This window comes from Bacillus sp. TH17, from assembly GCF_016651125.1.
Classification (GTDB): domain Bacteria; phylum Bacillota; class Bacilli; order Bacillales; family Bacillaceae_G; genus Bacillus_A; species Bacillus_A mycoides.
This window is the reverse complement of record NZ_JAEKEN010000001.1, coordinates 1,036,092-1,056,714: the sequence shown is the minus strand read 5'-3', so window position 1 is coordinate 1,056,714 and position 20,623 is coordinate 1,036,092. Positions and strand designations below refer to the sequence as shown.

The 20,623-nt window shown below is 37.6% G+C and carries 22 protein-coding genes and 1 other annotated feature; of the genes, 3 read left to right on the top strand and 19 right to left on the bottom strand.

What is annotated here, in order from left to right; genetic code table 11:
• Window positions 1–5 precede the first annotated feature (5 nt).
• From hisI to ilvE, 16 genes are all read right to left on the bottom strand, one after another.
• On the bottom strand, window positions 6–311 hold the full coding sequence (gene hisI / locus JFT95_RS05305) for a phosphoribosyl-AMP cyclohydrolase (RefSeq protein WP_201051644.1): 306 nt from the start codon (window positions 309–311) through the stop codon (window positions 6–8).
• A complete protein-coding gene (gene hisF / locus JFT95_RS05300; protein WP_002166095.1) occupies window positions 308–1,066 on the bottom strand; it encodes an imidazole glycerol phosphate synthase subunit HisF in 759 nt (252 codons plus the stop codon). Before hisF ends, hisI begins: the two co-directional genes overlap by 4 nt.
• Window positions 1,060–1,779, bottom strand: a complete 720-nt coding sequence (hisA, locus tag JFT95_RS05295) for a 1-(5-phosphoribosyl)-5-[(5-phosphoribosylamino)methylideneamino]imidazole-4-carboxamide isomerase (protein WP_002086736.1) — start codon at window positions 1,777–1,779, stop codon at window positions 1,060–1,062. The genes hisF and hisA overlap by 7 nt, the downstream gene beginning before the upstream one ends.
• A complete protein-coding gene (gene hisH, locus JFT95_RS05290) occupies window positions 1,752–2,381 on the bottom strand; it encodes an imidazole glycerol phosphate synthase subunit HisH (protein ID WP_002011707.1) in 630 nt (209 codons plus the stop codon). Before hisH ends, hisA begins: the two co-directional genes overlap by 28 nt.
• On the bottom strand, window positions 2,382–2,966 hold the full coding sequence (gene hisB, locus JFT95_RS05285) for an imidazoleglycerol-phosphate dehydratase HisB (RefSeq protein WP_201051643.1): 585 nt from the start codon (window positions 2,964–2,966) through the stop codon (window positions 2,382–2,384).
• A complete protein-coding gene (hisD, locus tag JFT95_RS05280) occupies window positions 2,966–4,255 on the bottom strand; it encodes a histidinol dehydrogenase (protein WP_061675104.1) in 1,290 nt (429 codons plus the stop codon). The genes hisB and hisD overlap by 1 nt, the downstream gene beginning before the upstream one ends.
• Before the next feature lie 11 nt (window positions 4,256–4,266).
• The gene (gene hisG / locus JFT95_RS05275) at window positions 4,267–4,902 is read right to left on the bottom strand and encodes an ATP phosphoribosyltransferase (protein ID WP_033708301.1); all 636 of its coding nucleotides are present in this window, start codon (window positions 4,900–4,902) and stop codon (window positions 4,267–4,269) included.
• Window positions 4,878–6,140, bottom strand: a complete 1,263-nt coding sequence (locus JFT95_RS05270; RefSeq protein ID WP_201051642.1) for an ATP phosphoribosyltransferase regulatory subunit — start codon at window positions 6,138–6,140, stop codon at window positions 4,878–4,880. The genes hisG and JFT95_RS05270 overlap by 25 nt, the downstream gene beginning before the upstream one ends.
• A gap of 309 nt (window positions 6,141–6,449) precedes the next feature.
• On the bottom strand, window positions 6,450–7,031 hold the full coding sequence (gene leuD / locus JFT95_RS05265) for a 3-isopropylmalate dehydratase small subunit (protein WP_002140969.1): 582 nt from the start codon (window positions 7,029–7,031) through the stop codon (window positions 6,450–6,452).
• A complete protein-coding gene (gene leuC, locus JFT95_RS05260; RefSeq protein ID WP_002011716.1) occupies window positions 7,009–8,403 on the bottom strand; it encodes a 3-isopropylmalate dehydratase large subunit in 1,395 nt (464 codons plus the stop codon). Before leuC ends, leuD begins: the two co-directional genes overlap by 23 nt.
• Complete coding sequence (leuB, locus tag JFT95_RS05255) at window positions 8,403–9,467, bottom strand: 3-isopropylmalate dehydrogenase (protein WP_002011718.1); 1,065 nt, start codon at window positions 9,465–9,467, stop codon at window positions 8,403–8,405. The genes leuC and leuB overlap by 1 nt, the downstream gene beginning before the upstream one ends.
• A gap of 78 nt (window positions 9,468–9,545) precedes the next feature.
• Window positions 9,546–11,066, bottom strand: a complete 1,521-nt coding sequence (leuA, locus tag JFT95_RS05250; RefSeq protein ID WP_002064438.1) for a 2-isopropylmalate synthase — start codon at window positions 11,064–11,066, stop codon at window positions 9,546–9,548.
• A gap of 1 nt (window position 11,067) precedes the next feature.
• On the bottom strand, window positions 11,068–12,084 hold the full coding sequence (gene ilvC, locus JFT95_RS05245; RefSeq protein ID WP_193663601.1) for a ketol-acid reductoisomerase: 1,017 nt from the start codon (window positions 12,082–12,084) through the stop codon (window positions 11,068–11,070).
• Between the two features lie 21 nt (window positions 12,085–12,105).
• The gene (gene ilvN / locus JFT95_RS05240; protein ID WP_000822948.1) at window positions 12,106–12,615 is read right to left on the bottom strand and encodes an acetolactate synthase small subunit; all 510 of its coding nucleotides are present in this window, start codon (window positions 12,613–12,615) and stop codon (window positions 12,106–12,108) included.
• Window positions 12,612–14,312 carry an acetolactate synthase large subunit gene (gene ilvB, locus JFT95_RS05235; protein WP_137076202.1) on the bottom strand — a complete coding sequence of 567 codons (1,701 nt, stop codon included), beginning with the start codon at window positions 14,310–14,312 and terminating at the stop codon, window positions 12,612–12,614. Before ilvB ends, ilvN begins: the two co-directional genes overlap by 4 nt.
• 73 nt (window positions 14,313–14,385) lie before the next feature.
• Window positions 14,386–14,615: a binding site (T-box leader), on the bottom strand.
• 15 nt (window positions 14,616–14,630) lie between these two features.
• Window positions 14,631–15,527 carry a branched-chain-amino-acid transaminase gene (gene ilvE / locus JFT95_RS05230; protein WP_002011723.1) on the bottom strand — a complete coding sequence of 299 codons (897 nt, stop codon included), beginning with the start codon at window positions 15,525–15,527 and terminating at the stop codon, window positions 14,631–14,633.
• Window positions 15,528–15,943: 416 nt separating this feature from the next.
• On the opposite strand from ilvE, the gene JFT95_RS05225 reads away from it, so the two are divergent.
• Both JFT95_RS05225 and JFT95_RS05220 read left to right on the top strand, forming a co-directional pair.
• Window positions 15,944–16,183: a DUF3911 family protein gene (locus tag JFT95_RS05225; protein WP_002140966.1), complete on the top strand. Its 240-nt coding sequence runs from the start codon at window positions 15,944–15,946 to the stop codon at window positions 16,181–16,183.
• A gap of 86 nt (window positions 16,184–16,269) precedes the next feature.
• The gene (locus JFT95_RS05220; protein ID WP_201051641.1) at window positions 16,270–16,509 is read left to right on the top strand and encodes a YkuS family protein; all 240 of its coding nucleotides are present in this window, start codon (window positions 16,270–16,272) and stop codon (window positions 16,507–16,509) included.
• A 428-nt stretch (window positions 16,510–16,937) separates the two neighbouring features.
• Here the strand turns inward: JFT95_RS05220 and JFT95_RS05215 are convergent, their stop codons facing one another.
• The gene (locus JFT95_RS05215; RefSeq protein WP_000608225.1) at window positions 16,938–17,027 is read right to left on the bottom strand and encodes a hypothetical protein; all 90 of its coding nucleotides are present in this window, start codon (window positions 17,025–17,027) and stop codon (window positions 16,938–16,940) included.
• Between the two features lie 108 nt (window positions 17,028–17,135).
• The gene (gene ytfJ / locus JFT95_RS05210; protein ID WP_002030645.1) at window positions 17,136–17,543 is read right to left on the bottom strand and encodes a GerW family sporulation protein; all 408 of its coding nucleotides are present in this window, start codon (window positions 17,541–17,543) and stop codon (window positions 17,136–17,138) included.
• Window positions 17,544–17,850: 307 nt separating this feature from the next.
• Between ytfJ and JFT95_RS05205 the strand changes: the two genes are divergently transcribed.
• Entirely contained in the window at window positions 17,851–18,225 is a 375-nt protein-coding gene (locus JFT95_RS05205) for a hypothetical protein (protein ID WP_002011728.1), read from the top strand.
• 34 nt (window positions 18,226–18,259) lie between these two features.
• Here JFT95_RS05205 and JFT95_RS05200 read toward each other — a convergent pair whose 3' ends face one another.
• A complete protein-coding gene (locus JFT95_RS05200; protein ID WP_002140965.1) occupies window positions 18,260–19,603 on the bottom strand; it encodes a TrkH family potassium uptake protein in 1,344 nt (447 codons plus the stop codon).
• Window positions 19,604–20,623 lie beyond the last annotated feature (1,020 nt).

The following is a 20,623-nucleotide window of genomic DNA, read 5'->3' as shown; positions in this document are numbered from 1 at the left end:
TCCCCCTATATAATTTTGTAGTGAAAACACGTTTTTTCTCCCGTATGGCAAGCAGGCCCTACTTGCTTTACGACAACAACGATTGCATCTTGATCACAGTCTAAATAAAGTGATTGCACATATTGGACATTTCCCGATGTACCTCCTTTATTCCATAACGATTGTCTCGAACGGGAATAAAACCATGTTCTTTTCGTTTCCAGCGTCTTCTCATACGCTTCTTCATTCATATAAGCTAACATTAAAACTTCTTTCGTATCTTCCTCGATAACAACAGCTGGTATCAATCCTTTTGCAAAATTAGGTTTCATAACCGCACCTCAACGTTTGCTTCTCTTAATTTTCTCTTTACATCTTGTACAGTCGCTTCACCATAATGAAAGATTGATGCCGCTAATGCTGCATCAACTGTTGTCTTTTGAAATACTTCTATAATGTGATCCACATGACCACATCCACCTGATGCGATTACTGGAACAGAAACGCTGTTTGAAATTGCTCCTGTTAAACGAAGATCATATCCGTTTTTCGTTCCATCTGCATCCATACTCGTCAACAAAATTTCTCCTGCCCCGAGCTGGGCAACGCGTCTCGCCCATTCGATTGCATCCATCCCTGTATCGACTCTTCCGCCGTTCACGTATACATTCCATTTATCTTCCTCTACTTTTCTAGCATCAATTGCTACGACAATACATTGTGAGCCAAAATGTTCCGCACCTTCCTGGATTAACTTCGGATTTCTCACTGCCGCTGAGTTTATTGAAACTTTATCTGCTCCAGCTCTTAGTAAATTGTACATATCTTTAACACTTGAAATCCCCCCGCCAACTGTAAGAGGAATAAACACCTTTGAGGCTGTTTGTTCTACAACATCTATAATCGTTTTTCGCCCTTCATGCGTCGCAGTGATGTCTAAAAATACGATTTCATCTGCTCCCGCATCATTATATAATGCGGCTATTTCAACAGGATTACCGACGTCTTGTAACCCTATAAAATTCACACCCTTTACTACCCGCCCTTCTTTCACATCTAGACATGGAATAATTCGTTTTGCTAACATAGTTTTGTTACCTGTAACACTTTTTCTAAATCAATCGTTTTCTCGTAAAGTGCCTTCCCAATAATGACGCCATATATGTTCATATCATTTAATCTTTTCACATCTTGAATAGATGCGACACCTCCAGATGCAATCACACGAATACCCACGCTTTTTTGCAGTAACTCTAATTGCTCAAAATTTGGTCCTGCAAGTGTCCCATCTTTTGAAATGTCCGTAAACACAATCGTTTGAACACCTACACTTTCCATTTGCTTCGCTAAATCGATGTACGAAATTTCAGACACATCTAACCAGCCCCTCGTTGCTACGAAACCATTTTTCGCATCAATTCCAACTATGATTTGCTCCTTATATAGACGAACCGCTTCTTCTAAAAATGATTTATCGTAAAGAGCAGCCGTTCCTAATATCACTTTTTCTACACCTACTGACAACAACTTCTCCACTGCCGCGAGTGACCGAACTCCTCCTCCAATTTGCACCGGAATACGTACCGCCTTGCATATTTTTTCAATGACAGGTAAATTTACTGACTCCCCAACAATTGCTCCATCTAAATCAACAACGTGTAGTATTTTCGCTCCAAGTTTTTCAAATATGATTGCTTGTGCGACTGGATCTTCATTCATCACCGTTTCTTTACTAAACTCTCCTTGATAAAGCCTGACGCATCGTCCTTCTTTTAAATCGATAGCTGGGAAGATTTCCATGCTTCTACCACCCCTTTGAAATTTTTTAACATTCGCATCCCAATTTCCCCACTTTTTTCAGGATGAAACTGTGCGCCAAATATATTTCCTTTTGCTACAAAACCAGGTACTTTCACTCCATATTCACTTGCCCCATACACAATTTCATTCGGACAATCTGCATAATAAGAGTGGACATAATATACGAAAGAACCGTCCTCTACTCCATTCCAAAGCGATATTTCTCCTTCTTTTTTTAATTCATTCCACCCCATATGTGGAATTTTATAAGGAACTTTTAACTTTCGAATAACACCTGGCAATAAATTTAATCCGTTACAATTTTGTAGTTCCTCACTTTTTTCAAATAAAAGCTGCATTCCTAAGCAAATACCCAGAAGCGGTTTTCCTAAGCTCCCAACTTCTTTTAGCACACATACTAAATCTTTTTCTTCTAAAACGCCCATCGCTTTCGGAAATGTGCCTACTCCTGGTAAAATAACTCCATCACTTCTCAATATTTCTTTTTTATCATCCGTTATGATGTACTCTGTTCCAATATATTTTAATGCTTGTTCCACACTACGAATATTTCCCATTCCATAATCTATAATTGCAATCAATTACAACATCCCTTTCGTTGAATTTACACCATTAATATTGGCATTTTTATCGACTGCCTCTCTAAGCGCTCGACCGAACGCTTTAAATAAAGCTTCAATTTTGTGATGTGTATTGCTTCCGTATAAAACGCGAGCATGTAACGTAATATTTGCAGCATGAGCAACTGCTCTAAAAAATTCTTCCGTTAATTCTGTGTCAAAATCCCCTAGCTTCGGATTTGTTAATTCACCTTGAAATACAATATATGAGCGCCCGCTTATATCAATCGCGACAAATCCTAAAGATTCATCCATCGGTACATACGCTGAGCCGTAACGGTTAATCCCTTCTTTATTTTGCAATGATTCTTTCAAGCAAGTTCCGAGTACAATTCCAACATCTTCAACCGTATGATGAGCATCAACGAATACATCACCTTCAGCTTCAATTTGCAAACCAAATCTTCCGTGTCTAGCAAATAAAGTTAGCATATGATCAAAAAATCCAACTCCTGTTTGCACAGAAACATTCGTACTTTCATCAAGTTGCAAACTTAATTTAATTTTTGTTTCCGTCGTCTCACGTACTTGACTAGACTCGCGCATTATTCTTCCTCCTTAAACCTAATTTGGATTGCTCTTGCGTGTGCATGTAAACCTTCTTTATTTGCAAGTTCTACAATATGATGCTGTACACTTCTTAACGCTTCTTCCGTATACGAAACGAAGCTTGATTTTTTTACGAAATCATCGACGGATAACGGAGAAAAAAATCTTGCCGTTCCACTTGTCGGTAATACGTGATTCGGCCCCGCCAAATAATCTCCGAGCGGTTCAGGTGCATATGGACCAAGAAAAATTGATCCAGCATGCTTTACATAAGCTAGAGCATTCATTGGCTCTTTTATGTGTAACTCTAAATGTTCTGGAGCGATTTCATTTGATAAATGAAACGCCTCTTCTAAAGAAGGGACAATAAAAATTGCTCCATTTCTTTTTATGGATTCACGAGCGATTTCACTTCTAGGCAACGTCTCTAGCTGCCTTTCTATTTCTCTTTCTACTTCTTTAGCAAGCTTTATATTTGTTGTAATACAAATAGCTGTTGCCCTCTCGTCATGTTCTGCCTGTGATAATAAATCAGCAGCAATATATTCGGCATTTCCTGTTTCATCTGCGATAACTACAATTTCTGATGGTCCAGCAATCATATCGATATTGACTATCCCATATACTTCTCTCTTCGCTAGCGCGACATATAAATTCCCTGGCCCAACTATTTTATCTACTTTAGGAATCGATTCCGTTCCATATGCTAGAGCAGCAATTACTTGAGCACCACCGGCCATATATATTTCATCTACACCTGCAAGACTTGCAGCAGCTAAAATATGCGGATCAATTCCTCCTTGCTTCGGCGGTGTTACCATTACAATTTTTTTCACTCCTGCGAGTTTTGCTGGCAATACATTCATTAATACTGATGAAGGATACGAAGCAGTCCCACCCGGCACATATACACCTACATTTTCTAACGGACGAATAAGCTGCCCTCTAATTACCCCTTCACTCACGCAATCAAACATAGATTGTCTTTTTTGCTTTTCGTGATACGAGATAATATTTTTCTTCGCCTCTTTTAACGCTTCTAAAAAAGCTTGTTCTACAAACTTACTTGCTTGTTTTATTTCTTCCTCACTTACACGAAAATCTTTTGTCTCTACACCATCAAACTTTTTTGTATAGAACGATAAAGCCTCATCTTTACTCTTCCTTACGTTTTGAACAATTTCACTTACACTTCTTTGAACAGTTTCTTCTATTATATTAGCGCTTTCTCGTAGCGATTTTATTTTCGATAAAGCCTCTTGGAAATCTTCAAAAACTATCTCCATTTAAAGTCCCCCTATTTCCCTGACAAAATTTCTTGTTCCATCATATTTATAATACAGAATATTTCGTCTTTTTTAGTTTTCAATGCAGCCTTATTCACAATCATTCGAGCTGATATAGAGCACATTTCCTCAAATACAATTAACCCGTTTTCTTGTAATGTTTTTCCTGTTTCAACAATATCAACAATGGCATCTGCCAAACCTAGAAGTGGAGCAATCTCTACAGATCCTTCTATTTTAATAATTTCTACATCCTCCCCTTTATCATGAAAATATGTAGAAGTAATGTGCGGATATTTCGTAGCAATTCGTTTTTTTCGATAGCTCTTGGGATTATACGTAGGAATAGAAGCGACACAAAATTTACACACGCCCACTCCTAAATCGACCATCTCATATATATCTTTCTCAAATTCCATTAATATATCTTTTCCAACGACTCCAATATCAGCTACGCCATGTTCTACATAAGTAGCAACATCTACCGCTTTCACTAAAATAAATGAAATGTTTGTGTTTTTACTTTTAAACACAAGTTTTCTTCCTTTATCTTTGAGCTCTGAACAATCAATTCCAATTTTTTCAAACAGTGGAATAACATGCTTTTCTAATCTTCCTTTCGTTAACGCAATTTGAATGTTACGCATGAAGCCTCCCCTTCTTTCTGGATGATCCATTTCTCTCTCCATACATATTCCACTAGTGACTCACTCTTCGCCTCAACGACTGTCATTATTTTATTCTTGTTTGCAAATTGAAAAGTATCGTTTAAATTAGAGAATAAAGATAACTGGGCATTCTTCCCGTCCTTTTGAAGTAAATTTCGTAACCTTTCCGCTTCTGCTAATCTATTTAACTCATAATGAATCATAATATCTATTCTCTTTCGTTTATATGGTTCTTGCTGCTCTTGAAGTGCCTTAACTATTTGATTTACTTGCACCGCGAGCCCAACCGCTGGCATCATCTCTCCAAAATTTCCAATTAACTCATCATATCTTCCGCCACTAACAATCTCTTCTCCAATTTCATATATATACCCTTTGAAAATAACACCCGTATAATAATCCAAATGTTGAACCATACCTAAATCAATTGATATGTAAGAGCCATATCCTAACTGTTCAATTGTTTCATATATTTCTTTCACTCTCGCAATGGCCATTTTCATTTCATTACTTGAGGCGAGTTTTTCTGCTTCCTCAACAACATCTAAACTCCCGAATAACCTTGGTAGTTTCTCAAGTAACCTTACTGTTTCATCACACCGATTTAATTTCTTTTCTTCTATAAAGTGTGAGAGTGCGGCATAATTTTTACTTTCAATATACGTTCTAAGTAACTTCTCTTCTTCATCATTAATGGGGAGCTTTTTTACGATACATTTATATAACTGCACTTGCCCAATCTCAATTGTGAAAGATTGCACCTTTAATTTTTGAAGTGCTTGAATTACGCTTATCACACATTCAATTTCAGCCCTTACATTTTCAATCCCGATAATTTCAATACCACTTTGCACTATTTCATTATATTTCCCAGTAAGGGACTCATTCGCCCGAAATACATTCCCGCTATAAGTTACTTTAAGAGGAATATCTCCTCTCTTTGTTCCAATTACTCTTGCTAAAGGAATTGTCATATCTGGGCGTAAAACGATAATCCGTCCTTTTTCATCGAAAAATTTATACATCTTTTCTTCATCTATCGGCCTGTTTTGAAATGCAAAAACATCATAAAATTCAATTGTAGGTGTCCTTATTTCTTCATAACCTCTCTCTAAAAAGGTCCGTCTTAATTTTTGTTCCACTTCTTCAATTAACGTACATTCTTCGAATAAGTAATCTCTCGTTCCATTCGGATTTGCCCGTTTCCACTTTGTCATCTGAATTCACACACCCTTCCCTCTTTAATTTATGCCCATTCCATCCACACAAACAGAAAATAAAAAGAGCCTTGTAGAAAAAATACCTACAAGGCTCTTTAGTAGAGTGTAGGTACAACGGGAATAACCCTTGTGCCTACACGTTTTCACGTTAGGTTCAAGGGTTTCATGTATGATGATGTAGTTTTGTAAGCATTTTAATAGATTGCACGATATTCATAATACTTACTCCCTTTCTCCTCTGATTTTTTACATATTATATAACAGTTAATTCTGAATGTAAATACATTTCGAATATTCTACTTTTAGTTAATGTGAAGCTACTTTTCTTTCATACTCTTCAATTTCTTGTTCATATTGCATTGTAATGCTGATTTCATCTAGACCATTTAATAATTTTTCTTTCCACATTTTCTCGATTGTAAAATGAAACCTGTGCGTATTCGTAATAATTACTTCATTCTCTAAATCAACTTCCATTTGATCTCTCGCATTCGTTTTGGCAAGTTGTTCACGCATCTCTTTATCCATTACAATCGGTAACATACCATTCTTCATACAATTCATATAAAAAATATCTGCAAATCCTCCGGCGATAATAACGCGGAAACCATAATCCGCAAGCGCCCACGGAGCATGTTCTCTTGAAGAACCACATCCAAAATTATCACCTGTAATTAATATACTTGCTCCTTTTCGTTCTTGTGCATTAAGGGGGAAATTAGGATTTTCATGGCGCTCATTATCGTAACGCCACTCATCAAATAAATATTTTCCAAATCCCGTCCTTTCAATTCTCTTCAAATATTGCTTCGGAATAATTTGATCTGTATCAATGTTATCATTCATAAGTACTGCGGCAATACCTTTATGAATATGAAATGGTTCCATCGTAACTCTCCTTTCTAATATCAACAAAATGACCATATAACGCAGCTGCTGCAGCCATAGCTGGACTTACTAAATGTGTTCGTGCTCCTTTCCCTTGCCTTCCTTCAAAATTACGATTTGAAGTAGAAGCACAATGTTCTCCTTCAGGTACTTGATCTGGATTCATCCCAAGACACATTGAACATCCAGGCTCTCTCCATTCAAATCCCGCTTCTTCAAATATGCGATGTAAGCCTTTTTGCATCGCCCGCTCTCTCACACTTTTTGATCCTGGTACAACGAGTGCTCGCACACCTTCTTTTACCTTTTTCCCTTTTACAACAGATGCAGCAATTTCTAAGTCAGATAAACGTGAATTTGTACAAGAACCAATGAAGACATGCTTAACAGGAATTTCAAACGTACTTTGCCCAGGGCTCAATCCCATATATGAAAATGCTCTTTCATCATTTTCGTTATGCTTCTCTGGTAATTTTTCATCAATAGGAACACCCATACTAGGATTTGTTCCCCAAGTGACATACGGTGCTAAATCCGTAACATCTACCGAAATATGTAAATCATAAATTGCATCTGAATCTGTATAAAGCTCCGACCATTTTCCCGTAAACGTTTCATAGTCTTTCGGTGCATATTCACGCCCTTTTACATAAGAAAATGTTTTCTCATCTGGTGCAATGATGCCAGCTTTCGCTCCCCCTTCAATTGCCATATTGCAAAGTGTCATTCTCTCTTCCATACCCATATCACGAATCGTCTCTCCGTAGAATTCCATTACATGCCCCGTTCCAACCGCTACACCGTACTTTGAGAGAAGATGCAAAATAATATCCTTTGCATAAACGCCTTTCGGTAACTTTCCTTTTAATTCAATCCCCATCGCTTTCGGTTTTCGTTGCCACAGCGTTTGAGTTGCTAATACATGTTCTACTTCACTCGTACCAATACCAAACGCTAAAGCACCGAAAGCACCGTGGGTTGCTGTATGGCTATCACCGCATACAATCGTTTTCCCCGGTTGTGTGAGCCCAAGTTCTGGTCCTATAACGTGAACGATTCCTTGCTCTTCATCACCAATATCGGCTAATCGCACCTTAAATTGTTTACAATTGTCACGAAGTGTATCCAATTGCTGCTTCGCAATACGATCGGTAATATTCCAAACATCTTTCGTTGGAATATTATGATCCATCGTTGCAAACGTTAATTCCGGTCTCCGAACAGTTCGATTTGCAAGCCGCAAGCCTTCAAAGGCTTGCGGTGACGTTACTTCATGAACGAGATGAAGATCGATATATAATAAATCCAATCCATTTTCATTCGTTACAACTACATGTCTTTCCCAAAGCTTATCTAGTAACCTTTTCCCCATTATCTTCCTCTCCCTACTAGTGCCTGCTCTTCCATTTCTTGAATGACTGCCCTCGTAAATGAAGTTGTCGTCTCATTCCCCCCAATATCAGCTGTACATTTCCCAGATTGAAGAACTGCAGAAATTGCCTCTTCAATCGCATACCCTTCTCTCGTTAATCCAAATGATTGCCCAAGCATCATCGCTACTGAACGCATCATCGCAATTGGATTCGCTTTATTTTTACCTGCAATATCTGGCGCTGATCCGTGAATAGGCTCATATAAAGACGGCCCGTTTTCCGCATGGCTCGCTGATGGAAGCATTCCTAATGACCCTGCTAATACAGAAGCCTCGTCGCTCAAAATATCACCAAATAAATTTTCTGTTACGATAACGTCAAATCTCCTTGGGTTTCGAATTAACTCCATAGCAGCTGCATCTACTAAAATGTGCTCTAATTCAACATTAGGATAACGAAGAGCTACTTCTTCCGTAACAGCTCTCCACAATTTACTAGATTCTAAAACATTCGCTTTATCAATAGAGGTTACTTTTTTCTCTCTCTTACTCGCTAATTGAAAAGCATACGACACGATACGTTCAATTTCATGACGATGGTACGTAAGTGTATCAGTTGCCGATTCTTCCGTTCTTTCTTTCGGATAAGAGAAATAAATACCGCCTGTTAGTTCACGAACGACAACGAAGTCAATTTCATCTGCGTTTTTTAATGGCGATAAATGTGCAGTTGCGCTTTCTACTGTTACAGGACGAACGTTCGCAAATACACCAAGTCCTTTTCTTAAAGCTAATAATCCTTTCTCTGGCCTTTCTTTCGCATCATCCCACCGCGGTCCACCAACCGCTCCAAGTAAAACCGCATCACTCGCTAAACAAGCGGCAAGTGTTCGCTGTGGTAATGGTTGCCCATTTAAATCGATAGCCGCTCCGCCAAAGTACTCATCTTGTAAATGAAAGTGATGTCCATATAGCCTCTCTACCATATGCAATACTTCCTTCGCGCTTTCCATAATTTCCGGACCAACACCATCACCCGCTAAACAAACGATACGTTTTTCCAATTAAAACACTCCTTTTTATCTGGATTTTCAGAAATATATTTTGATAAGTAAGGGACGATCCCCTCACTTATCAAACAGTTACTTCACAAGAGTAATAAAAGATTTTAATTTTCCGGCCGCATGAACATACGCTCTCGCCGATGCTTCTAATACGTCTTGCGCAACACCAAAACCTGATACTTGATGAGTTCCTTCTTTTAATTCAACATGAACATGTGCAAGTGCATCTTGACCTTGCGTTATAGATTGTATGCGATAATCCGCTAAGTCACATTCTAATCCTAAAATTCTTTGAATTGCATTATAGATCGCTTCAATACTTCCAGAACCAGTTGCTGCATCTTCGTACATATTTCCTTCCTCATCTTTTAGTACAACCGTTGCACACTGTGTACTATTTGATACGAAATGTACTTGCAATTGAGTAATGCTATATTGCTGGGCCGCAAATGCTGCTTCACCAAGCATAAGCGCACGTAAATCTTCTTCTGTAATTTCTTTTTTACGGTCAGCCAAGTTTTTAAATGCTTCAAACACCACATCTCGTTCTTCTTTTGTAAACTCATAACCAAGTTCTTTCATTTTTTCAGTAAACGCATGGCGCCCGGAATGCTTTCCTAATACAAATAAATTTTGTGACTCTCCAATCAGTGATGGTTCAATAATTTCATACGTCGTTACTTCTTTTAATACACCGTCTTGATGAATACCTGATTCGTGAGCAAAAGCATTTGCTCCAACAATCGCCTTATTTTTCGGTACAACCATACCCGTTAACCGACTTACTAACGTACTCGTCGCTTTAATTTCTTTTAATGTCATAGAGGATTCTGCTTCATAGAAATCTTTTCTAATATGGAGAGCAACCGCGACTTCTTCTAGCGCCGCATTCCCCGCTCTTTCTCCAATTCCATTAATCGTTCCTTCTACTTGTAACGCTCCGCCTTCAACCGCAGCTAACGAATTCGCTACTGCCATCCCAAGATCATCGTGACAATGACAAGAGAAAATTGCTTTTTCATACGACGGAACGGATTCTTGTAAGTATTTAAAGAGAGAATAATATTCTTCTGGATTCGTATATCCAACTGTATCAGGAATATTGATTACATTCGCTCCTGCGCGAATCGCGACTTCTACTGCTTCCGCTAAAAATGCTCTCGATGTTCTTGTTGCATCTTCTGCTGAAAATTGAACTGTTGGAAATAGTGATTTCCCGAGCGTAACCGAGCGATGTATGCTATCTAATACATCTTCTTTTGACATACAAAGCTTATATTTCATATGAATGTCACTCGTAGCTAAAAATACGTGTAAACGAGGAGAGACAGCGCCTTTCACAGCTTCATAGGCTCTTCGAATATCACTTTCTTTCGCTCTAGCTAAACTCATAACCGTAGCATTTTGAATGGTATTTGCGATACGTTTTACCGATTGAAAATCACCTTCAGAAGCTGCTGCGAATCCAGCTTCCATTACATTAATACCAAGTCTCTCTAGTTGCCTCGCAATCTGTAATTTCTCTTGTTCATTTAAATTAACTCCTGGTGATTGTTCGCCATCACGTAGCGTCGTATCCATGAACAAAATTTGCTTCATATTATTTGACCCCTGCCTTTACTCGGGGCTGTACGAAAGGCATCATTTCACGTAATTTACGTCCAACTACTTCGATTTCATGTTCATTTTCTTTCTCATTTGTCGCATGGAAATTTGGTTTTCCTGCTTTATGCTCTGCAATCCAGCCTCTTGCAAATGTACCATCTTGAATTTCTGCTAGCACTGCACCCATCGCTCTCTTCGTATCTTCCGTTACAACGCGTGGTCCTGATACGAAGTCGCCCCACTGCGCTGTATCTGAAACTGAATATCTCATATTTTCAAGTCCGCCTTCATACATAAGGTCAACGATTAGTTTTAGTTCATGTAAACATTCAAAATATGCAACTTCCGGTTGATAACCAGCATCAACTAACGTTTCAAACCCAGCTTTTACTAGTGCAGTTACTCCGCCGCAAAGTACAGCTTGCTCTCCAAATAAATCTGTTTCTGTTTCTTCTTTAAACGTTGTTTCTAATACACCTGCTCTCGTCGCCCCAATTCCATCTGCATATGAAAGTGCCTTTTCAGTCGCAACTCCTGTTGCATCTTGATATACTGCAAATAATGCAGGAACAGCTCCCCCTTCCGCAAACGTACGACGTACTAGATGTCCTGGACCTTTCGGTGCTACTAGAAATACATCTACATTAGCTGGCGGTTTTACTTGATCAAAGTGAACATTAAATCCATGCGCGAAAACGAGAGAATTGCCGCCTTGTAAGTTTGGTGCAATTTCAGCTTCATATACTTCCGGCTGTAATTCATCAGGTAGTAGAATCATTACTACATCTGCTTTTTCTGCTGCTTCCGCTACTGTATATACAGAAAAACCGTCTTCTTTCGCCTTATCCCATGACTTCCCTTTCCTCAGTCCTACTACCACATCAAATCCGTTATCACGTAAGTTTTGCGCATGCGCATGGCCTTGCGATCCATATCCGATGATTGCTACTTTCTTTTCCTTTAATACATTTACCGTTACGTCTTTTTCATAATAAACTTTCGCCATTTTCATTTCCCCCTATTTTTTAAATAATTATTGAATTAACATAACTTGTTTATCTTGTTTTTTCATACTACGTGTAAATGCTGTTACACCTGTTCTAGCAATTTCTTTCAAACCATATGGACGAAGTAATTCAATTAACGCTTCTACTTTCTCCTGGGTACCTGTTACTTGCACCACTATGGAATCCTTCCCAACGTCTATTACAGCGGCTCGGAACGGTTCAATTAAACTATATAATTCTGCTCTTGCTACAGACGTTGCTACTTTAATAAGTGCAAGTTCTCTAGCGATCATCGCTTCTTCTGTAATATCTGATACTTTCAGTACATCGATTTGCTTATGAAGTTGTTTAATTAACTGCTCAACTTGCTGTTCATTTTCAACGTGTACAACAATCGTCATTCTCGAAATATCCGATGATTCCGTATGACCTACTGAAATACTTTCAATATTAAAATGTCTACGTGTCATAACACCTGTAATTCGATTTAACACACCGCTTTGATTTCGAACTGTCGCTGTTACAATTCTCTTCACCTTTTCTCCACTCCCTCCATTTGATGAACGCCTTTTCCTGGGGCAACCATCGGCATTACCTTTTCGGATTGAAGTACGCGGCAATCAATTACAACAGGCTCTCTTAACTCAATTGCATACTGTAATTGTTGCTTTGCAAGAAGTGGGTCTTCAATACGAACACCTTTTATGCCATAAGCATTGGCAAGCGCAACAAAATCTGGTTGGCATGAAAGTAAGGAGTGCGAATATCGCCCATTATAAAATTCCTCTTGCCATTGTCTTACCATCCCTAAAGCTTCATTATTTAAAATAAAAACTTTAACTGGTAAAGAATGCTCTTTTAACACACTAAGTTCTTGCAAGGTCATTTGAAATCCAGCATCACCGACAATTGCAATAACTAGTTCTTCAGGCTTTGCGATTTGTGCACCTATTGCTGCTGGAAATCCGAAGCCCATTGTTCCTAAGCCTCCAGAAGTTACCCATTTATCTGGATTTTTCAGCGGATAATATTGAGCTGCCCACATTTGATGTTGCCCAACATCTGTCGTTACAATCGCTTCCCCTTTCGTAATTTCGTATAGCATATCAATTGCATATTGAGGTTTAATACGCTCTGCATGTTCTTTGTAAGAAAGAGGGTATTTTTCTTTTCTACTATTCAATAACGAAAGCCAATCATTGTGATGTACTTCCCCTTCTTTAAAAATAAGTAGAGCTTCTAATGCTTGCTTTGCACTCGCAACAATAGGGATTTCAGTCGGCACATTTTTCCCAATTTCCGCTGGATCAATATCTATATGTGCGACAATCGCCTCTTTAGCAAAATAAGCTAAATTTCCAGTAAGACGATCATCAAACCTTGCACCTATATTAATAAGTAAGTCACATTCGTATAACGCCATATTTGCGGTGTATGAACCGTGCATTCCTCCCATCCCTAGAAATAGTTCATCATCTGGCGGAAACCCACCAAGACCAAGTAATGTATGAACAACTGGAATATGATATTTGCGAGCAAAACTTGTTAATTCTTTCGATGCTTTCGCATGCAATACACCTGCTCCAGCTAAAATTAACGGTTTTTTTGAAGTCGCAATCGCTTGTAATAATTTGTTTATTTGTAGTAGATTCGGTTCGTAATTAGGCTGGTATCCTGGTAAATCCATTTGTACATCACTACATCGCTCACCTTTCTCTACTACCATATCTTTCGGAAGGTCAATTACGACTGGGCCTGGTCTTCCTGTTCTAGCGATATGAAATGCTTCTTTAATAATTCGGGGTAAATCCGATGCTTTTCGTACTTGATAATTATGTTTTGTCACCGGCATCGTAAGCCCCATAATATCAGCCTCTTGGAAAGCATCACTCCCGATTAACGTTGTTGCTACTTGCCCTGTAAATACAACAAGTGGCAATGAATCAATCATCGCGTCAGCTAGACCAGTAATAACATTTGTAGCACCCGGTCCACTTGTTGCAATTACCACTCCTGGATTTCCTGTAATTCTTGCATATCCTTCAGCAGCATGAATTGCACCTTGCTCATGCCTCGTTAAAATATGCGGAATTTCACAATCATAAAGCGCATCATATAGAGGTAAAACCGCACCACCTGGATAACCAAAAATCACCTCTACTCCTTCCTTTTCTAGCGCTTCTAACAATAGCTGTGCACCAGTTGCCAGTTTCTCTTCCGTTTTTGAAGACATTTTTCTTATAAGCCCCCTTTTTTAAAACATTTATAAAATAAAAAAATCCTACGTCCACACTCCAGCTATGTGCTGAAGGGACGAAAGATTTCGCGGTACCACCCTTCTTTGCAAGATTACTCTTGCCTCAGTGACTCGGGATATGAGTCTAGCTAATAACGGAGCTACCGTCTAAGCCTAAACAAACGTTTCAGCTTAGCACTCAAGGGGTGATGTTCGTCGACGTGAACCATCGGTTTCCAGCAACCACCGACTCTCTGTGAGGCTTCACAGTCAACTACTCCTCCCTATCAACGCTTTATCATGTCATAAGAGCTATTATCCAACTTTATTTTCTTCGTAAATTTTCTCTCCATCTTCTACAACTAATTTACGGAATTCTTCTAATAAACGATTCGTATGTGGCCCTGTTCTACCTAAACCAATCGTTCTTCCATCTACTGTCGTAACAGCAATTACTTCAGCAGCTGTTCCTGTTAAAAACACTTCATCAGCTACATATACATCATGCCTTGTAAATAATTCTTCTCTTACGTCATATCCAAGTTTTTCGCCGATTTCTAAAATCGCGTTTCGTGTAATACCTTCTAACGCTCCAGCAGAACTTGGTGGTGTAATTAATTTATTTCCCTTCACAATAAATACATTATCTCCAGAGCCTTCAGCTACATATCCTTGGTCATTTAACATAAGTGCTTCTTGTACTCCAGCTAATTTCGCCTCAATGCGAACTAAAATATTATTTAAGTAATTTAAAGATTTTACTTGGGGCGATAAAACATCCGGGCGATTGCGACGCGTTGCAACTGTTATAATCGGAATCCCTTTTTCATAATATTCTTGTGGAAATAAAGATAATTGCTCTGCAATTACTACTACATTTGGTTTCGTACAAGAATCGGGATCTAATCCCAAGTTCCCAGGTCCTCTTGATACAACGAGGCGGATATATCCATTAGATAGTTTGTTTTGTCGAATCGTTTCAACAACGATTTTCGTTGCTTCTTCTAACGTATATGGAATTTCTAACATGATGGATTTCGCTGATTCATATAACCGGACAAGATGCTCTCTCAAACGGAAAACATTACCGCTATATACCCTAATTCCTTCGAACACTCCATCGCCATATAAATAGCCATGATCATATACTGAAACCTTTGCTTCGTCTTTTGGAACAAATTCTCCATTTAAGAAAATCCACTGCTCGTTCACTTGAAAGCGCCCCCTATGTTCTATGAGTTTTTTATTGTTTCCTAGTCTACTCTCCTTTTCAAATAAATCAAGTCAATTTTTAGAAAATTTTTAATTTTTAATCGTACGTACATCTTTGTTTATATTGATTTAATAACATTGTTAACGTTTACAAAAAAGTCAAAAAAATTTTCTCGTCAAATTCTACTAAAAAAATATTTGTTTAAAAGAAGGGTTTTCGCCAATTGATACGAATCTATTGTATTCAATAAACGGACGTCCGATTTTATAAATCCGGGAATATACAACGACTTTTGGTGAAAAAGGGGGAAAATAACAAAAATAACGCTGTCTAAAAATAACATTCATATTTTTCATTTAGTAATCATAATCCTATTTTTAAAAAACAATTTGTCAAATTGAAGGAGGAAATAACAATGGCGTGTGTACAAATTAAAGGAACGAGACAAGAGGTAGTAGAAATGCTACAACTATTTGATCTAATGGATACGAAAGGATTTTGTAAATTCAATAATTACGTTGAAGTAGAACCAAATAGTAGGAAACATAACAACTACACAGCTTCAATCGATATTCAGTCTAATAACAGCTCAGCACAAGATACATTAAATGATCAATTCGTTAGTCAAATGCTTACTGGTGTATATAACGACTAAACAAATATTCTCTTCCTACCATTTTTTCATAAATATATGCTATGGACTTGAGCATACTAGCAACTAGATGGTAGGAGGTGAAAATTATGGCTAGAATTGGTGTTGAGAACTCTTTAACAGATGTTCAACAAGCTCTTCAGCAACAAGGACATGAAGTCGTTTCACTTAACTCTGAAAATGATGCACATGGGTGTGATTGTTGCGTTGTAACCGGGCAAGATTCTAATATGATGGGCATTGCAGATACATCGATAAAAGGATCTGTAATTAAAGCACATGGTTTAACAACAGATGAAATTTGTAAGCAAGTTGAAAACCGCACTTAATCATTTTTATCACATTATTTGTGAGCTAACATGTAAAGGGAATGGAATGGTCCCACTGATTATAGTTTCAATTTATTTATAGAAAGAGGGCTCCTTTTCAAAAGGAGCCCTCTTTTTTATATTCACCTAACGGGAAAGTAACATATACTGGATGAAAGCCCTACCTCTCTCTCATCATTACGGTTCCACTGACCGCTCCTTGATTCACTAGTATACATATAAAGCTTACATATACAATTTATAGGGTTTGTTCACAAAAGTTGTTGGTAAGACTACCCGATCTTTCGCAAACTTTTCGTATTATATTCATAAGATTTATTTACTTTACACTAGCTTTAACCGAGACACGAATTAAAATTCTAACACCAATACAATAACTTGTCAACATTTTTTACAAATTAAAAACAGACATTAACGGTTTGTCTGTTTTAGAATGGAGCTTTTTCTTTTATTACATATACAACAAAACCGCTTACTAACATACATAAGCCAACTACTAAGTTTTTGATATTAATCATAAATTCCTCTCCCTTATTCCACACATCATATATATTTACAGTTCAATTATTCCGATCGTCATAAAGCGCACTTTTTCTAATATATCATAATTCCTAAAAAATGCAAGTTCACTTTTGGCGACCATTCACAAATTTATCCACAGTGCTTGGCACAGTATTTAACGCTTTTTCAATTAAATGTGTACTACTATTGAGATGCAATACTTGCACACCGTTAGAACCAACTACTAAAAAAGCAACTGGGCTAATAGAAACCCCAGCCCCGCTTCCGCCTCCGAATGGATGACTTTGCTTGTTCTCTTTATGCTGCCCTTGTCCGCCGTTATGTTTTTCGGAAATAAAATCACCTTTAAAGTCACTTCCACCAGCTCCAAAACCAAAAGCCACTTGAGATACTGTTAATACTACATTTCCGTCAGCTGTTGAAACCGGACTTCCAACAATCGTATTTACATCTACCATCTCTTTTAAATTTGTCATTGCTGTTTTCATTAAATTTTCAATTGGATGTTCCATTATGTACTACACCCTTTCCTCATTATTCTTTTTTATACTTTCCAAAATAGAGGAAGTCATACTAAGTTTTCCTATTTTGAAAAAACATTTTCCACTTTCCAATTGGATATTACCCCCTGTACAAGTTCAGATAAAGTGAAACTTTAATCAGTGGAGGCTTTGTTCATCCCCCACTGATTATTAGCCCACACCAATCGGGCGTTCACGAGCCGCAGGGCTCCAACCAAATTTTGAGGTGGGAGTCTTACTGCTCGCAAATAGCGGGATAAAAACAGTAAAGAGAAACATACTACTATTGAACCTTGTTATGAAAGGAGTCCTTACTTTGACTGAGAAATTTGATGAATATAAAAAAAGAGATCGAATAGATAGTGATTATAAAGAAGAATACGCAGCTGAAGTTGCACCACAGCGTATCGATTATGATGATAAAGATAACGATGATGTAAGATCGTCTGCAGCTGGATCGACTGCTGGTTTCATTGCTCTTGCCTTAGCAATATTATCATTATTCACATTCCCAACACTATTTGGTCTTGTGTCTGTTCTACTTGGTATTTACGCTTATAATCGCGGGGCTACTGTAACTGGCGGTACCGCTGCCATTGTGGGTGGTATCGCTGCACTCATTGCGATTTTATTCCGAGTGGCGCTTATTGGTTTATTGTTCTCTCTTTTTTAAAAAGAAAAAGGTATCTCGCTTTATGCGGGATACCTTATCCTGTAAATACATCTTCTGATGGATATTTAATTTTTTGTTTTGCTGGTCGTGCCAAAGAGAACACAAGTGTTAACGGTCCGATTAATCCACAAAACATAACAAACATAATAATACATTTTCCAAACGCCGATAGCTTCGCAGTAATCCCCATTGTTAACCCTACTGTACCAAACGCCGAAATTGTCTCAAATAATAACTGAATAAAACTGAAGTCTTCTGTAAGCATTAATACAAATACCGCTGTAAAAATAAGTATTTGACTAGCAACGACAATTGCTAACGCTCTCGTTACTGTCGACATTTTAATCGTACGCTGAAACAAAACAAAATCCTCTTTCTTTCTAAAGAAAGAAAGAACTGACGTAATTAAAATAACGAATGTCGTTAACTTAATTCCACCGCCTGTCGATACACTTCCCGCACCAATAAACATTAATACCATTGTAAATAGTATCGATGACTCTTCCATCCCCCCATAATCTACCGTGTTAAAACCAGCTGTACGAGGTGTAATTCCTTGGAAGAACGAAGCCCATAATTTTTCATTTAAAGATAAGTGCCCCAAAGTCTTCACATTATTATATTCCAATACAAAAATCACAATCATCGCAATAACATTAAGTGCTATCGTTCCAACAATCATGATTTTGGAGTGCAGTGATAATTTTCGGAAACTACGGCTATACCATATATCAATTAATACCGTAAACCCTAACCCTCCTATTACAATTAAAGAACAAATCCCAATATTAATAATAGGATCTCCTACATATCTTGTTAAATTATCTGGCCAAAGCGCAAAGCCGGCATTATTATATGACGCAATAACGTGAAAAATACTATAGTATAAACCTTTTCCAAAACCAAACTCTGGAATAAAGCGAATCGATAAAAAGATAACTCCAATTAGCTCAATACAAATAGAAAAAATAAAAACACGTTTTACTAATTTCACAAGACCACCAATATTTGTTTGATTAAATGCTTCTCCAATTAATAATCGGTGGCGTAAACCAATTTTTTTCCCTAATACCCAAACAATTAAAATGGCTATCGTCATAAGACCGAGACCACCCGTTTGAATTAAAAACATAATAACAATTTCACCAAACATCGTAAACGTACTCGCAGTATCTACAACACCTAAACCGGTTACAGTCGCTGCCGACGTAGCTGTAAAGAAAGCATCTACCCAACTAATATGTACTTTCGTTGCAAACGGTAACTTTAATAACAATCCTCCGACCACAATTAAACAAAAAAAGCCTAATGCTAAAATTTGTGGTGGATTCAATCGTATAAAACGATTATACAACCCTTGTTTTTTTGCTACTTCCATATCACTAACTCCCTTTATCAAGTGAAGCTTTTATCCCCTCATAAATAAAGACTCTTTAAGAGCCTACAAGTAGCGGGATAAACCTTATATTCTTATAATATAGTTGAGCATAATCCTTTTTTTCATAGATTTCAACTTTTATTTATATTCAGACTCCTATCGTTTTACAAAAGAATATTTTCTATTATATCTCCACTTATACTATGACTCTTACAACAACTATTTTATCCCTTTTCAAATTCCCATATCTTTCACTCCAAGTTCACACGAGGGTCACATCTACCTTTTATAGTATATGTATCGGAGCTGTTCCTCCCTAATTTATAAGACATTCCCCAGTGTCTTGAACAGCTTTCCATCCCTAATTAAATTGACATAAATTGTCCCCTTCCTTGACCATCCTATATGTGATGGTCTTATTTTTTTATTCTTTCTATCTTTTATTTGAAACTCCCTCTCTCTTTCACTCCATGTTCACAAGAGGATCACATCCACCTTTTATAGTATATGTATCGAAGCTATTCAAAGACATTCCCCAGTGTCTTGAACAGCTTTCCATCCCTAATTAAATTGACATAAATTGTCCCCTTCCTTTGACCATCCTATATGTGATGGTCTTATTTTTTTGTTTACTCTATCTTTTATTTAAAACTCCCTCTCTCTTTCACTCCATTTTCACACGAGGATCACATCTACCTTTTATAGTATACGTATCGGAGCTGTTCCTCCCTAATTTATAAGACATTCCCCAGTGTCTTGAACAGCTTTCCATCCCTAATTAAATTGACATAAATTGTCCCCTTCCTTTGACCATCCTATATGTGATGGTCTTATTTTTTTATTCTCTCTTTCTTCTTACTTAAAACTCCCTCTCTATTTCACTCTATGTTCACATCTATCTTTTATAGTATATGTATCGAAGCTGTTCCTCCCTAATTTATAAGACATTCCCCAGTGTCTTTGAATAGCTTCCATCCCTAATTAAATTGATATAAATTGTCCCCTTCCCTAGGCCATCAT